Raw genomic sequence first — 14,049 nt, forward strand, 5'->3', positions numbered from 1 at the left:
TGGTGGACGCGGGGGTGTCGCTCGTCAGGCCCGCGGCGACGGGGCTGACGTCGGAGCAGCTCTCCCTTGCGACGGCGGGGCTGGGCCTGCCGCTGTTCTGGCTCCTCGCGGTGGGCGTGGGCGGGACGTGGGCGGTGGAGGCGACGCGGCTGCTCAAGCGCCGGGGCGCGATGGCGGTGGCGGTGCTCATCGCCTCCCTCTGCGCGCTCGCGCTGCTGGGCCGCGAGCTCGCCATCGACGTGGGCTGGAGCGAGGGGCTGCACGGGTTCGCGCTCGTGGGGCTGCCGTTCCTGCTGCTGTCCTCCACCGCGCTCGCGATCCTCACCGCGCGCTCGCTGCGGGGCGCGGACCTGGGCACGGGCATCCACCGCTACCGCCGGCTCGTGCGGTTGGGACGCGGGGGCATGGGCGAGGTGTGGCTCGCGGTGCGGACCGGACGCGCGGGCTTCCACCGGCTGGTCGTCCTCAAGCGGATGCTGGACGAGGACAGCGAGGAGCCGGAGGTGCGGGTGCAGCGCTTCATCGGCGAGGCGCGCACCGCCGCGCGCCTGCACCATCCCAACATCGTCTCCGTGCACGACCTGGGACAGGTCGACGGCGCCTGGTTCATCGTCATGGAGTACCTGAGCGGCGTGAACGTGCACGAGCTCGTCAAGCGCTCCAGGAAGGAGGGGCCGCTGCCGCTGGAGGTGATTGTCGAGATCTGCCAGCAGGCGCTGCGCGGACTCGCCTACGCGCACGAGCGAGGCGTCACGCACCGGGACATCAGCACGGACAACCTCGTCGTCTCCTTCGACGGCGTGGTGAAGGTCGTCGACTTCGGCATTGCCCAGGGCGCGGGAGCGCTTCCGGACGCGCCGTCCAGAGTGGCTTCCGCACCCGCCGTGGGCAGGCTCACGCAGGTGGGAGGCATCATCGGGAAGCTGGCGTACATGCCTCCCGAACGCGTGGAGGGCGCGGAGGCGACCCCGTCCGGGGACCTCTTCGCGCTCGGCTGCATCCTGTACGAACTGCTCTCGCGCACGCTGCCCCACGAGGCCCCCACGTCCAGCCAGCTGCCAGGGATTGAGCGCCCCGAGTCCCCCGCCGCGTCGCGAGTGCTCCGGAGCGTTCTTGAAGTCGCGCTGCATCCACGACCGGAGCAGCGCTTCCCAGATGCCAAAGCCTTTCACCTCGCGCTCGAACCGGCGCGACAGGTGTTGCCGGCGGTCGACCTCGCCGGATGGCTGCGGAGGCACTTCGCGGAGCGTTGGGCGCGCGAACGGGCGCTGGTGGAGCTGAGCGACCCTTCGCCGTCCGAAGTCGAGTCGCTCCTCAAGGGTGCGCCGCCGCCAGAGCCTGTCGAGGCTCCCGCGACCACCGAGCTCCTCGCGCCGCCCATCGAATCCCAGACCACCCGGCCCCTCGGACGCCACCCACGCTAGACACCGGTGCTGACGGTGAAGGCCGCCGCCCGCTGGGACCTGGGCACGGTGGCCGGGCTCCTGGCGGAGGTCTCCTATGAGCGGGACCCCAACCGGACCCGCTTCGTGGACGACATCACCGGCGTGGCGGAACCCGTCCTCCAGCCACCGGGCGCCCGGGGCTTCACAACCTGCTGCTCCAGGCCCGCCTCTGACGCAGCCGCCCAACTCCCCAGGTGTGATTGGCGTTCCCGCGCGGCCGGGTGCGAGGATGGCACCCGGCCCACCATGATCCCTGCCGTCTCCCGAGTGTCCCCTGAAGGTGTTCTTCCCGAGAGCCCCCCCGCGCCCGTGGCGCCGCCGACGGTCCTTCCCGCCGCGCGTCACATGGCCCACGCCGCCGCCTGGCTGATGTTGTTGGGCCTGCTCACGGGCGGCTATGTGTCGTCCGCGATGACAGGCAAGGTGCCCGCGGACCCGCAGATGGCGCTCGCCGCGCATCTCAATGCGTTGATGGGCACCTTCTTCCTGCTGGGCGTGGCCTGGACGCTGCCCATGCTGCGGTACGGCGCCGTGGGCCAGCAGCGGCTGGCCTGGGCGGTCATCGTCGCCAACTACGCCAACTGGTCCATCACCTGCGTGAAGGCGTGGCTGCGGGTGTCGGGCGTGGACCTCATCGGTCAGGCCGCCAACGACACCGTGTTCGTCGCGCTCACCCTCTCCGTGGTGATTCCGTCGCTCGTCGCCACGGGAGCGTGGATCCACGGCTTCCGCCGCGGCGGGGCGCCCGTCACTCGGTGACGGTGAACTGCACGGGCAGCGTCTGGGATGGGTAGTTGTGGCCCACCAGCGTGACCGTCGCGTCGTAGGTGCCCGGGGGAAGCTTGCCCTGGACGATGATGTGGAAGCGCTCGACCTTTCCCGTCTCCATCCAGATGGGGAAGGCGCGGGGGCAGGTGGAGAACAGGCACCCGAGCGCTTCACCGATCGCGATGAACGGTGACAGGGGCGCCAGGCCGATGGCCAGGAAGGGCGCGCCGATTCCCGCCTGCCCCGCCGTCTCCCAGAGCGAATCGAGGTAGGTCTCCACATGATCCAGCGGGACACTGACCGCGTCCTTGCCGGTGCCCGTCACCTGGAGCTCGGAGAGCACGGCATCGCCCTGGAGGGTCTTCTCCCGGAAGACGACGGGGATCAGCACGCGCTGGTCCTTCTTCACCGTGACGGGCGTGGTGTCATAGGCAAGCTCCACGTCGGCCGGCAGGAGCATCTTCCCCTGCTGCGTCACCGCCTGACTGAGCTGGAACGAGCCCTGGCTCTTCACGTTGCCGGGGCGGAGCGTCACCTCGGCCTGCTTGCCCTTGATCATGCTGGGAGGCTGACTGGAGGCCGCCAGCTCCGACGAGGCCAGGGCGCCGGCTTCCACGTCGCCGCCGAGCGCGAACGCGGGGCTGTGGACGGTGCTCGTCGCCACCTGGATGACGGACTTCGCGTCCCAGTACAGCCGGTCCGCGGCGCTCACCGTCACGCTGCCGGTGATGGGCGTATTGCCCGTGGCGGTGATCAGCAGGCCGCGGGTGAAGCCCGTGAGGGTGAGGTTGCTGGCGTGGATGACGGCCGCGTCGGAGAAGAACAGGGACTTGTCCGTGCCGCTCCAATCCTCGGGGAAGGTGGCGGTGGGGTTGGAGCCGCTGGCGTTGTCCTGGGTGGTCAGCGCGACCACGGGCGTGGTGCTGCCGCTCGGGGGCTGCGTGCGCGCGGTGGCGGAGCCGACGTCGACACTGCCCAGCGTGCCGGCGGTGAACTGGATCTGCGGCCCCTCCAGCACCAGCAGCCCCGTCTGCGCTCCGACCTGGGCGTTGGTGAAGAAGACGGAGCGCTGGTTGCTGGAGAACGCGGGCGCGGGCACCAGCACGCCCGGCGCATCCACCTGGGCCTGGCCACTCGTGGTCAGGACCAGCGAGCTGCCCGAGAGCTCCACCGTGGAGGTGATGCCGGTGGGCTTCTCCTTGACGCCCCGCTTCCAGCGAGACTCCACCGAGTCGAGCGACTCGCCCGGCCTCCGGCTCTCCAGGTCATCCTGCTGAGGAGGGCCGTCATCCCCGTCTCCTCCTCCACAGCCCAGGAAGAGGGACAGGAAGACCGCCGCGTACGCCACGGCCAGGGACTTGTTCGAGACTCGCACGGTAGCTCCAGCGGGGTAGGTGCTGCGTCCATGCAGTCTTGTCCGCTACCCGGTCTTTTGGATCCACCCAGGCGCAATCTTGGGCGCGAGGGTGCGCAACCGTGCCACATGAAGCCTGCCGTGCCGGGCCTCCACGGGGCGGGGACCGTCAGCGCCTGGGGGCCTTGGCCCGCTTGACGGGCTGCGGCGGGTTCGCGGTGCCCGTGCTCGCGGTGACGGCCCTGAGCTCGTCGAGGGTGCTTCGGAGGTGTTGCGACAGGTCTTGTGATTTCGGGTCCTCGACCCAGCGCTCGAACGCGACCTTGAAGACCGCGATGCCTGCCTCGGCGGTCAGGCTCGCCGCGGGCTCGGTGACGCCGCGCCCTCGCAGGGCGTCCGCGGCGGCCGAAGCGAGGTCGGCCAGCTTGATCAGCTCGCGCTCCCGAAGCTCGGCGTGAGCGACGATGAGCCCCTGGCGCGCCCGGGCGTAGTCACGGCGTTCCTTGAACACGGGGGCCGTGGCATCGAGGGCGGCGGCGACCGCTTCGAGCGGCGAGGTCTCCTCGGGCGCGTCCGTGATGGTGGAGGTGATGAGCCTCCGCAGCTCGCCCGCGCCCCCGAACAGGACCTCTTTCTTGTCGGCGAAGTAGCGGAAGAAGGTCCGCTCCGTGAGCCCCGCGCGCGCGGCGATCTCCTCCACCGTCGTCCGGTCGTACCCCCGCTCCTGGAAGAGGTTCATCGCGGCCTCTTCCAGCCGTCCACGTGCGTTCGGTTCCCAGCGGCCCATGGGCGCCATCCTATCTGATTGCAGTCACTGACATCACTTGTTAGAAGGTGATGGCAGCAACTGACATCAAGGGGTTTTTCCATGCGCGTCTTCGTCACGGGTGCTTCGGGTTTCATTGGCTCGGCGGTCGTCCCTGAGCTCCTGGGGGCAGGGCATCAGGTGGTCGGGCTTGCCCGCTCGGAGGCTTCGGCCCGGGCGCTGGAGGCGGCGGGGGCCGAGGTGCATCGCGGTTCACTCGACGATCTCGACAGCCTGCGTGCCGGGGCGGCGAAGGCGGACGGGGTCATCCACCTGGCGTTCATCCACGACTTCTCGCGGTTCGAGGCTTCGATCCGTGCCGACACGCGCGCGATTGAAGTCCTCGGCGCCGCGCTCGAGGGTTCCCAGCGGCCCCTCGTCATCGCCTCGGGGCTGCTGGGCCTCTCGCCAGGCCGCACCGCGGTGGAGACCGACCCGGCGTCCAAGTCGGGGCGAGGCGTGTCGGAGGAGACGATGCTCGCGCTGGCGACGCGCGGCGTGCGGACGGCCATCGTGCGGCTCCCGCCGTCGGTTCACGGCAGGGACGACCATGGCTTCGTGCCGCACCTCATCGCCTCCGCGCGCCAGAAGGGCGTGGCCGTCTACGTCGGGCAGGGAGCAAACCGCTGGCCCGCCGTGCACCGGCTGGACGCGGCCCGGCTCTTCCGGCTCGCGCTGGAGCGAGCCCCCGCGGGCACGAGGCTCCACGCGGTCGCCGACGAGGGCGTGCCCACCCGGGAGATCGCGAGCGTCATCGGCCGCCGGTTGGGGGTGCCGGTGGTATCGAAGGCGCCAGGAGAAGCAGGCGACTACCTCGGCTTCCTGGGGACGTTCTTCGCGCTCGATGCTCCCGCGTCCGGTGCACTCACGCGGGAACAGCTCGGCTGGCGTCCCGTCGAGCCCGGGCTCCTCGCCGACCTCGACAGCGACCACTACTTCGCGACGGGCGCTGGCGCGCAGACACCGTAGGCGCGTCGAAGGCGGGATTGCCGCAGGGTTTTTGCAATGCGCGGATCACCCTCCTATCGTCTCTTCCTCGATTACTTGGTAATCGAGGTCGCGAAGCCAGCGAACCCGATGAGGAAGGACCCGGAAGAATGCGCGCCATGAACCAGCTTTCAGTCGCGGTGGTGTTGGGCCTGTTGCTCGGCGGTTGCGGAGTCACGGACTCGGAGCTGGGCGGCGAAAGCGTCGCCAGTCAGCTCGAGCAGGACTTCGGCGGCCCGAGCGGCCTCATGGACTTCTTCGAGCGCCACACGGAGGAGGAGATCCAGGAGGCGATGGCGCCCTACGGCGTCGGGTATGTCACCCACGGGGACGTCACCGCGGACCTGATCAGCGACTGCCCGAAGTTCTTCCCGGCGAGCGACCGGAGCATCTGGCACAGCTTCGACGGCGAGTTCTACTTCATCGACAGCGCGGGCCGGCCGAACCGGGCGTACAAGTACCTGCCGCTGATCGTCGCCGCGCCGCGCAGCGACACCTGTCAGACGAACGTGGGGCAGTGGGGCGACGCGGAAAACCCGAGCAACGACTACGACGGGGGACACCTCATCGGCTCACAGCTCGGGGGCTGGGGGGCTCGGGCGAACCTGGTGCCTCAGGATGCCAACTTCAACCGCGGCAACTGGTTGCAGCTCGAGAACAAGATGGCCAAGTGCGGGAGCCTCCCGAGCGGCCGGCTGCGCTACTACATCGGTGCGAACTACCCGAACTCCACCGCGCTCGTCCCCAACACCATGACGATGGAGATCACCAACCAGTCCACGGGCAGCGCTGTGTCCATGTCCTTCTCGAACGTGGACTACGGCGGCACGAACGGCACGAACGAGCGGACCCGTGGCGTGACCTGGCTGACGAGCCAGGGGTGCAACTGATTCACCGCGAAGCCGGGTTCCCTTCCTGGAGCAGCGCCGTGCGGGTGAGCCGGAAGTCCGCGTTCGCCCACGCCGTCTGGAATTGCTTGCGCGTGGTGGCGGCCTCCGCCTCCCGACCCTGCCCTTCCAGCGCCCGGGTGAGCCCGAACAGCGCCCAGCCATTGCCCGGGTTGCGGCGCAGGTCCTCGCGGTAGACGGCCTCCGCTGACTTCCACTGCTTCGCGTCCAGCAGCGCCGCGCCCTGGTAGTGACGCACGGGATAGAACCAGTCATTGGGCTCCGAGTACGCCAGCCGGTCCGCCGCGCGCACCGCGACGGCCCAGCGGGCCAGTGCATCGGGCTTCCCCTGTCGCTCCGCGATGGAGGCGTCCAGCACCCGCGCCGCCACGTCCAGCACGTCCTTCGCGGCGTTGTTCCCAGCAGTCAGCTCATCGGGCACGGTCGCGCCCAGCTTCACCAGCTCCGCATGGTCCTTCCGGGCCTCGTCGAACCGACCCTGGGACGCGAGCGCCAGCCCGTGCGCGTGCAGCCACAGGCCCGTGAGCACCGGGTACTTCGCATCCGGCCGAGGCTCCGCGAGCAGCGCGTCGTAGCGCCCGAAGCGCACCATCACGAGCAGCGGCTCGGCGACGAAGAAGTCCATTCCAGGCATCGCCGCCAGCATCTCCGGAGGCAGCACGCGGGCCGACTCGCGCGCCGCTCGCAATGACTCTTCGCCACGGCCCTCCATGGAGGCGGAGAACGAGAGGAAGCCCCAGTTGTGCGCGAGGTACATCGGGTAATAGCCCAGCGGCTCCACCTGGCGCAGATAGGCTTCATCCGCCTGGATCGCGCGGCGGTTGCTCTCCGACGCCTCCGCGTACCGACCCACGCGCTGGTAGATGTGCGCCGGCATGTGCACCACGTGCCCGGCCCCGGGCATCAACCCTGGCAGCCGCTGCGCGGAAGGCAGCGCCCGCTCCGGATGCTCGGAGGCCTCCACCGCGTGGATGTAATAGTGGTTGGCGCCGGGGTGCATCGGCGCGCGCGCGAGCACCGCCTCCAACCGGTTGACGATCTCCTCCGTGCCCGGCGCCGGCTTGCCTTCGAGCGTCCACAGCTTCCAGGGGTTCACGTCCATCAACGCCTCGGCGAAGAGCACCTGCACATCCAGGTCGTCCGGGAAGCGCCGGGCCACGTCGCGCATGGCGGCGGCATAGGCCTCGTTGAAGGGCTTCATCGCGGGAGGCGGCCGCGGCTCCGGTCCCCCGTAGCGCTGGCCCAGGGCACCAATGAGCCCCTGCTCCACCGGGGTTGCCTTGGAGGCAAGCGCCTGCGCCCGCTGCACGCCCTCCCACGCGACCGAGGCCCGGTCCGGGAGCATGGGCACGTTGTAGTTGGGCCCCAGCACCAGGGCCACGCCCCAGAAACACATCGCGCACGAAGGGTCCAACTCGGCGGCCCGGGCGAACGAGCGCGCGGCCTCGTCATGGTTGAAGCCATACGCGAGCCGCAGACCCTGGTTGAAGAAGGCCTGCGCCTCCTTCGACTCCGTCGTCACCGGATACGCGTGGGTGCCGAGGTTGTCGAAGAGGACCGCGCCCTTCGCGAGCGACTTCAGGCTCAAGCCTCCGGGCGGGGTGCCATGGCTTCCATGCGCGGCAGCGTCCGGGAGCGGCGGCGCGGAGGCCTCCTGGGCTCCCACCTCCAGGCCTGGAACGAACAGCAGCGGCAGCGTGAGGGCAATGAGCAGACGGGCGCGCATGGGGGCTCCAACACAGACACCCTCCTACGATGGCGCCGGGCTCGCACGCGGCAAGGTCGCCAGGCGCATCACACTGGCGCCCGGCAACCCGGTTGCATGGGGTGCCCCTACGCCTCCCCTGCCCCCAGCACGGACGGAGGCACGGGACCACCGCTCAAGGCCAGGGCCGGCACCCGCGCCGAAGGAAGCCCCTTCCACAGCGTCAGGGCCACCACGGCCACGACCAGCATCACGAGGCTGCCGACGGAGGCCTCCAGGCCGTAGCTGCCGCCCGTGAGCCACTCCGGGCGGTCGTGGAGGACGGGCATCCACCAGCCCTTGGACTCGTTGCCGCTCACGCCGAAGCCCAGGCAGCTCATGAACCAGTTCCACCCCATGTGCACGCCCACCGGCAGCGCGAGCCGCCCCGTGCGCAGGTAGCACAGGCCCAGCATCCAGCCCGCGAGGAAGGTCGTGAGCATCGCCACCGCGCGCGTGGCTCCGCCCATCTCGCCGCTGAAGGGGTGCGCCAGGCAGAAGATGACGGACAGCACGACCTGCGCCCAGCGCGTGCCCATGCCCCGGATGGCCCGCTGGAACGCGTAGCCGTGGAACAGCAGCTCCTCGAAGAGCGCCACGCCCAGCATCATCCAGGCGGCCTTCACGACCCGCGTTCCGTCGCGCACCGCGGCCGGCTCCAGGTGGAAGCCGCCCGCGCCGAAGACGACGAGCGCCACCGAGCCCAACAGGACGATGCCGCCCAAGAGCCCCAGGCCGAAGTCACGGCCCCAGCGCCAGCCGCCCGCCAGCCCCACCGACGACAGCGGCTGCCGCTCCAGCCGCAGGCAGAGGGCGGTCGCGCCGAGCGCCCCCAGGAAGGCGGCGAAGGGCTGCGGCGCGAACGGGCGGAGGGAGGCGGGCAGCTGCTGCTGGAGCATCATCAGGGGCACCAGCAGCGCGACCGTCAGCGCGACGCAGCCGAGGGCCTTCCACCCGTTGCGCCAGCGCCCGTCAGCATCGCGAAACCAGGACCGCATTGGGACTCCCCTTGTGGACAGGCGGCATCCAACCACTCCTTCTCACGGACGGCCCGCAGAAGGATTGCAGGGGGAGCGGTCCGTGGATCACTTCTCCAGGTCGCCGAGGATCTTCCCGAAGGGCGACGGCGTGCCCATCAGCTTCTGGAACCGGTTCCGGTCGTCGGAGCCCAGGTCGTAGTCCTTGAGGTTGGCGTCGTTCTGGTTCCCCTCGGGACGCATGCCCGAGTAGTCCTGGCGGGACGGCAGCCCGTGCTCCTTGCGGATGGCGTTCTCGGTGGGGGCCCAGTTGTTGGGCGTGTTCGGCGTGCGGCGCAGGCCGACGGTCTCGAACTCCTCCGTCAGCCGCAGGCGCGTCTCCACCGTGTCCTTCATGTTGGCGGAGTGCTCCGGGTACTTCTTGAAGACGGCGGCGTCGGCGTGCTTGCTGGCGGCCAGGGGGCTCACCTGCAGGCCGTTGGACGCGCGCCAGGCGTGGACCGACTCGTGGCCCAGGCTGTTGAAGCGCTGGCCCGGATCCTTCTCGTTGTAGTTGATGCGGCTCGCCTGCCCCGCGCTGGGCTGGCCGTCGTAGCGGTACGCCGGACGGAGCGACTGGAGGGTGCCGTCGTGCCGGGGAGCGTGCGACATGGGCATCTTGGCGTCGCGGCCGGAGTAGATGTCCGCCACCGTCAGCGGCTTGCGCAGCGTGCCCGTGGCGCCGGGGTTCACGTGCGCCGTCTTGCCGTTGAGCTCCGTCAGCATCTGGTTGCCCACGGGCTTGCTCGTCAGCCGGTTCGTGGAGGTGCGCACGTCCGACGTGAAGTCCGCGAAGTCCGCGCCCGACTGCTTGCTGTCACGGCGGGTCCGGATGCCCTGCAGGTCCGGGCTCACCACGCCGTAGTCCGCGGGCTTGAGGTTGTTCTTGCCGTTCACCAGCTCCGTCTTCGTCGGCGGCGCCTTCCGGTGCGGGCCCGACTCCAGCTTCGGGGGCGTGCTGTTGCTCCGGGGGCGCGAGCTGGACGAGGACGAAGAGGGCGAAAGAGACCGGGAGCGAACCTTCATGGGGGAGCCTCGGGAGCGGAAAGTCGTTGACGTCCCTGCCCTATTGCACCGGCCATGCCCGGCCCTGCGCCGCATGCGACGGCCGTGATTCCAGGGGGTTCGCTCGGGGCCGGGGCTCGGGCCCTGATGACTGCGGACAGGGGCCTGATGACTGCCGTCATCAGGCCCGAGGCCCCAGGAGTCCTCCTCAGGGCTGCGTGAGGATGACCTCGACGCGCTCCAGGTGGTCGGCGTCGGTCAGCACCTCCCCGACCGCGTGCCAGGTGACGTGGAGGATGCCCGCGGAGGGAGGCCCTTGCCGGTCAAGCTCGAGCCGGTAGGTGGCCTCGAACCGCGAGAACTCCTCTTCGTTCTTCTTGAGCCACACGTTCAGCGAATCGGGCGTGTGCCCCTCCCCGAAGATGATGACGCCTTCGTCCCGGACCTGCCCATCCCCCTCGTCCACGAACCGGACGCGATACCAGGGGTGGACCTCCGAGCCGCCCGACGCGGGCTCTTCCCAGCGCGGCTCCGTCTTGAAGCTGAAGTCGACCCGGGACATCTTCGCCCCCGTGTCGGGTTTGGCGCGGGCCTCGACGCGCAGCCGCCGCTCGAAGTGGGGCTCGGCCGCGGTCAACGCGACGGCTTCCACCTCCGTGCTCGCCGTCACCCAATCCTCAACGCCACGGTCGCAAGCCGGGGTCAGCAGCAGGAGGCTTCCGAGCAGCAGCAGGGGGAGTCTCAAGAGGGCTCCAGGGTCGGGGTCATGGCGCGGAGACGCTCACGGTGAAGCCCTTGGGCACGCTGGACGTGTCCACCACCCGGGCCGTGGCCTGCGCCGTCCACTCCAGTTCGACCGTGCCGGCGACGGCGTCGGACTGCAGCTCGAAGCCGACGTCGAAGGGCCATTCACAGCCCGTGTCCAGCTTGCAGCCCTGCTGGAGGAACGCTTCCGTCTCCCGCGTGATGGGCGCGCCCACCTCCAGCACCGCGGGCGCCTGCGCGCCGGCGCTGGGCACCTCGAGGTTGGAGACGTGCAGCTGGATCCAGGGGGTCGTCGTCTGCGCGGGGTCGTCAGGGATCCACCGCGCGGTGAGCCGGACCCTCAGCTCGCCCTCGACGGATTTGTCCGGAGGCTTCGTGGACGAGGCCCGGACGACGACGCGGCGGGTGGCCCTGGGCGCGGTGGTCGTGATGCGCAGCGGAGCACCGACCAGCTCATTGGAAGAGACATCGTCGGACGTGGCCTGCTCCGTGGCCACGGTCCCGATGCAGGCCGTGAGCAACACCAGACGTGCCGCCCAATGGCGCAGGCGGGAGGATGAAGACGGGCTCATTCGATTCATGGCGCGGAAGCTCCCGAGGGCTTCGTCATGAGGACCTCGACGCGCTCCGGGTGGTCCCCGTCGGTCTGGACCTCCGTGACCGCGCCCCACAGGACATGCACGGTGCCACCGGAGGGCGGACCCTGGCGGTCGAACTCGATCCGGTAGGTGCCCTCGAACAGCGCGACCTCGTCCTCCGTGTTCACAGCGGGCCCCAGGTCCAACGTCTCGGGCGAGGCCACGTCCTCCACGACGGTGGAGCGCTCCTGCACCACCTGCCCATCACGCTCGTCCACGAGCCTGACGCGAAACCAGGGAAGGACCTCCGAGCCACCTGACTCGGACTGCAGCCAGTTCGGCTGCGCATTGAAGTGGATGCTGAGCAGGGAGAGCTTCGCCTCCGTGTCGGGTTTGGCGCGGGCCACGATGTGCACGCGTCGCTCGCTGTGGGACTCGGTCGCGGTCATCAGGATCGATTCGACGGGGGTGCGCTGGGTGATGGCAATGTCGTCGACGCCGCAGGCTGGGGTCAGCAGCAGGAGGCTTCCGAGCAGCAGGAGGGGGCTTCGCATGGGGGCTCCGGGTGGCGCAGGCGGGAGTGAGCGTTGTGCGGGGGCACGCCTAGCAAGCCAGGGGCCATGCGCTCCCACAGGGAGAAGGGCCCCCGCGAGTGCCTCCGTGCGTCGAGTGCCTGACACGCATGTCATACGTTGGCGCGTTGCCGTGTCAGGGTGCGACGACATGCGGGGCCCGGTCCCGGGTTCGCGCTGGCTATAATCGGCGCGATGAGCCGTGCGCGCCCCGCGAGCCTGACCCTCGACGAGTTCCTCCCCTATCGCCTGTCGGTCGCCGCGAACGTCGTCAGCCAACACATCGCGCGCGTGTACGCGGAGCAGTACGGGCTGAGCACGCAGGAGTGGCGCCTCATCGCGGTGCTCGGCGAGGACGGCGACCGCACGCAGCTGGACCTGGTCAAGCGCACGCGGATGGACAAGGTGCCGGTGAGCCGCGCCGCGCGCGCCCTGGAGGAGCGGGGGCTGGTGCGGCGCACCCGGAGCGAGCGCGATGCCCGCTCGCGCCGCCTGTCATTGACCGCCGCGGGCCGCCGCATCTACGAGCGCGTGGCCCCCGCGGCCCTCTCCGCCGAAGCCGAGGTGCTCAGCGAGCTGGCACCGGCCGAGCGCGCGGTGCTGCGCTCCCTGCTCGAACGGGTGGAGCGCACCGCCAGCCGCGTCCTCAAGCAGGACCCCTGAGCCTTGCCGAAATGGTTTCATTTGTTACCATCCCGGGTGCCATGGAAAACCTCCGCCACCTCTCAGGCTTTGGAAACGAGCACGCCTCGGAAGCACTCGCGGGTGCGCTCCCGGTAGGACAGAACACGCCGCAGCGCGTCGCGTTTGGCCTCTACGCGGAACAGCTCTCAGGGACGGCGTTCACCGCGCCGCGCAGCGAGAACCGGCGGACCTGGCTCTACCGCCTGCGTCCCAGCGCGGGCCACCCGCCCTACCGTCAGGTGGAGGCGCGCGGCCTGCGCAGCGGGCCCTTCACGGAGGTTCCGCCGTCGCCCAACCGGCTGCGCTGGAACCCGCCGCCACTTCCCACGGCGCCGACCACGTTCCTCGAAGGCCTGTTCACGCTGGGCGGCAATGGCTCACCGGCCCTGGGCTCGGGCGCCGCGATGCACGTCTATGTCGCGAACGCGTCCATGGTGGACACCGCGTTCTTCAACGCCGACGGGGAGCTGCTCATCGTCCCGCAGTCCGGGGCGCTGCGGATCGTGACGGAGCTGGGGGTGCTGGAGGTTCCGCCGGGCCACGTCGCGCTCGTGCCGCGCGGGGTCCGCATGCGCGTGGAGCTGCCGGACGGTCCGGTGCGCGGCTATGTCTGTGAGAACTACGGCGCGCCGTTCCGGCTCCCGGAGCTGGGCCCCATCGGTTCGAACGGGCTCGCGAACCCGAGGGACTTCCAGGCGCCGGTGGCGAGCTACGAGGACGTGGAGCGGCCGACGCGCGTGGTGCAGAAGTTCCAGGGGAACCTCTGGGAGACGACGCTCGACCACTCTCCGTTCGACGTCGTCGCGTGGCACGGCACGCACGTGCCGTACACGTATGACCTGGCGCGGTTCAACACGATCAACACGGTGAGCTTCGACCATCCGGATCCGTCCATCTTCACGGTGCTGACGTCGCCGAGCGACACGCCGGGGACCGCGAACTGCGACTTCGTCATCTTCCCGCCCCGGTGGATGGTCGCGGAGCACACGTTCCGGCCGCCGTGGTTCCACCGCAACGTGATGAGCGAGATGATGGGTCTGGTGCACGGCGTCTACGACGCCAAGGCGGACCAGTTCGTGCCGGGCGGGGCGTCGCTCCACAACTGCATGAGCGCCCACGGCCCCGACCGGAAGACCTACGAGGCGGCGGTCGCCGCGGAGCTTGGGCCCCGGAAGATCGACAACACGCTCGCGTTCATGTTCGAGACCCGCTGGGTCATCGCGCCGACGCGCGCGGCGATGGAGAGCCCGCAGCTCCAGTCGGACTACGACGCCTGCTGGGCGGACCTGCGCAAGGCCCAGCTGCCCTCGAAGTAGAGGCGGGGGGACGCAACCGGCGCCCCCCCTTGCGCGACAATGGTGCATGACCACGATTGGCAAGCCCGGTTCGCGCCCCACCCCCCTCGTGAAGCCGGAGCC

The 14,049-nt window shown here is 70.1% G+C and carries 14 protein-coding genes; 6 read left to right on the top strand and 8 right to left on the bottom strand.

Annotated features, from left to right (window positions below; all coding sequences use genetic code 11):
• On the top strand, positions 1 to 1,424 hold a 1,424-nt coding region (locus D7V97_RS27745), incomplete at its 5' end, for a serine/threonine-protein kinase (RefSeq protein ID WP_147445004.1).
• Positions 1,425 to 1,790: 366 nt separating this feature from the next.
• Positions 1,791 to 2,204, top strand: a complete 414-nt coding sequence (locus D7V97_RS27750; RefSeq protein ID WP_233583265.1) for a hypothetical protein — start codon at positions 1,791 to 1,793, stop codon at positions 2,202 to 2,204.
• On the opposite strand, the gene D7V97_RS27755 is transcribed toward D7V97_RS27750, so the two are convergent.
• Together D7V97_RS27755 and D7V97_RS27760 are read right to left on the bottom strand one after the other, a co-directional pair.
• On the bottom strand, positions 2,194 to 3,588 hold the full coding sequence (locus D7V97_RS27755; RefSeq protein WP_120613652.1) for a hypothetical protein: 1,395 nt from the start codon (positions 3,586 to 3,588) through the stop codon (positions 2,194 to 2,196). The two genes, D7V97_RS27750 and D7V97_RS27755, sit on opposite strands and share 11 nt — an antisense overlap.
• Before the next feature lie 148 nt (positions 3,589 to 3,736).
• Complete coding sequence (locus tag D7V97_RS27760) at positions 3,737 to 4,354, bottom strand: TetR family transcriptional regulator (protein WP_120613653.1); 618 nt, start codon at positions 4,352 to 4,354, stop codon at positions 3,737 to 3,739.
• 81 nt (positions 4,355 to 4,435) lie between these two features.
• Between D7V97_RS27760 and D7V97_RS27765 the strand changes: the two genes are divergently transcribed.
• Together D7V97_RS27765 and D7V97_RS27770 are read left to right on the top strand one after the other, a co-directional pair.
• Positions 4,436 to 5,341 (top strand): SDR family oxidoreductase, encoded by a 906-nt coding sequence (locus tag D7V97_RS27765; protein ID WP_120613654.1) that lies wholly within the window; start codon positions 4,436 to 4,438, stop codon positions 5,339 to 5,341.
• A 137-nt stretch (positions 5,342 to 5,478) separates the two neighbouring features.
• Positions 5,479 to 6,249: a DNA/RNA non-specific endonuclease gene (locus tag D7V97_RS27770; protein WP_233583266.1), complete on the top strand. Its 771-nt coding sequence runs from the start codon at positions 5,479 to 5,481 to the stop codon at positions 6,247 to 6,249.
• Position 6,250: 1 nt separating this feature from the next.
• Here the strand turns inward: D7V97_RS27770 and D7V97_RS27775 are convergent, their stop codons facing one another.
• The 6 genes from D7V97_RS27775 to D7V97_RS27800 form a co-directional block, all read right to left on the bottom strand.
• Positions 6,251 to 7,993 carry a hypothetical protein gene (locus D7V97_RS27775; RefSeq protein ID WP_120613656.1) on the bottom strand — a complete coding sequence of 581 codons (1,743 nt, stop codon included), beginning with the start codon at positions 7,991 to 7,993 and terminating at the stop codon, positions 6,251 to 6,253.
• 107 nt (positions 7,994 to 8,100) lie between these two features.
• Entirely contained in the window at positions 8,101 to 9,009 is a 909-nt protein-coding gene (locus D7V97_RS27780) for a CPBP family intramembrane glutamic endopeptidase (RefSeq protein WP_120613657.1), read from the bottom strand.
• Positions 9,010 to 9,096: 87 nt separating this feature from the next.
• Positions 9,097 to 10,053: a M91 family zinc metallopeptidase gene (locus D7V97_RS27785; protein ID WP_120613658.1), complete on the bottom strand. Its 957-nt coding sequence runs from the start codon at positions 10,051 to 10,053 to the stop codon at positions 9,097 to 9,099.
• Positions 10,054 to 10,240: 187 nt separating this feature from the next.
• Positions 10,241 to 10,777, bottom strand: coding sequence for a hypothetical protein (locus D7V97_RS27790; protein WP_147445005.1), 537 nt, complete (start codon positions 10,775 to 10,777; stop codon positions 10,241 to 10,243).
• A 19-nt stretch (positions 10,778 to 10,796) separates the two neighbouring features.
• A complete protein-coding gene (locus D7V97_RS27795) occupies positions 10,797 to 11,369 on the bottom strand; it encodes a hypothetical protein (protein ID WP_147445006.1) in 573 nt (190 codons plus the stop codon).
• Positions 11,370 to 11,374: 5 nt separating this feature from the next.
• Entirely contained in the window at positions 11,375 to 11,929 is a 555-nt protein-coding gene (locus tag D7V97_RS27800) for a hypothetical protein (protein ID WP_120613661.1), read from the bottom strand.
• A gap of 213 nt (positions 11,930 to 12,142) precedes the next feature.
• On the opposite strand from D7V97_RS27800, the gene D7V97_RS27805 reads away from it, so the two are divergent.
• Together D7V97_RS27805 and hmgA are read left to right on the top strand one after the other, a co-directional pair.
• Positions 12,143 to 12,610, top strand: a complete 468-nt coding sequence (locus D7V97_RS27805) for a MarR family winged helix-turn-helix transcriptional regulator (RefSeq protein ID WP_120613662.1) — start codon at positions 12,143 to 12,145, stop codon at positions 12,608 to 12,610.
• Positions 12,611 to 12,651: 41 nt separating this feature from the next.
• Entirely contained in the window at positions 12,652 to 13,947 is a 1,296-nt protein-coding gene (hmgA, locus tag D7V97_RS27810) for a homogentisate 1,2-dioxygenase (RefSeq protein WP_120613663.1), read from the top strand.
• Positions 13,948 to 14,049: the final 102 nt, after the last annotated feature.

Source organism: Corallococcus sp. CA053C (assembly GCF_003611675.1).
Taxonomy (GTDB): Bacteria; Myxococcota; Myxococcia; order Myxococcales; family Myxococcaceae; genus Corallococcus.

Bases quoted from the DNA above. Each gene is read 5' to 3' on its own strand.
- D7V97_RS27750 (WP_233583265.1), top strand. From the start codon at position 1,791: ATGGCCCACGCCGCCGCCTGGCTGATGTTGTTGGGCCTGCTCACGGGC.
- D7V97_RS27760 (WP_120613653.1), bottom strand. From the start codon at position 4,354: ATGGGCCGCTGGGAACCGAACGCACGTGGACGGCTGGAAGAGGCCGCG.
- D7V97_RS27765 (WP_120613654.1), top strand. From the start codon at position 4,436: ATGCGCGTCTTCGTCACGGGTGCTTCGGGTTTCATTGGCTCGGCGGTC.
- D7V97_RS27770 (WP_233583266.1), top strand. From the start codon at position 5,479: ATGAACCAGCTTTCAGTCGCGGTGGTGTTGGGCCTGTTGCTCGGCGGT.
- D7V97_RS27775 (WP_120613656.1), bottom strand. From the start codon at position 7,993: ATGCGCGCCCGTCTGCTCATTGCCCTCACGCTGCCGCTGCTGTTCGTT.
- D7V97_RS27780 (WP_120613657.1), bottom strand. From the start codon at position 9,009: ATGCGGTCCTGGTTTCGCGATGCTGACGGGCGCTGGCGCAACGGGTGG.
- D7V97_RS27785 (WP_120613658.1), bottom strand. From the start codon at position 10,053: ATGAAGGTTCGCTCCCGGTCTCTTTCGCCCTCTTCGTCCTCGTCCAGC.
- D7V97_RS27795 (WP_147445006.1), bottom strand. From the start codon at position 11,369: ATGAGCCCGTCTTCATCCTCCCGCCTGCGCCATTGGGCGGCACGTCTG.
- D7V97_RS27800 (WP_120613661.1), bottom strand. From the start codon at position 11,929: ATGCGAAGCCCCCTCCTGCTGCTCGGAAGCCTCCTGCTGCTGACCCCA.
- D7V97_RS27805 (WP_120613662.1), top strand. From the start codon at position 12,143: ATGAGCCGTGCGCGCCCCGCGAGCCTGACCCTCGACGAGTTCCTCCCC.
- hmgA (WP_120613663.1), top strand. From the start codon at position 12,652: ATGGAAAACCTCCGCCACCTCTCAGGCTTTGGAAACGAGCACGCCTCG.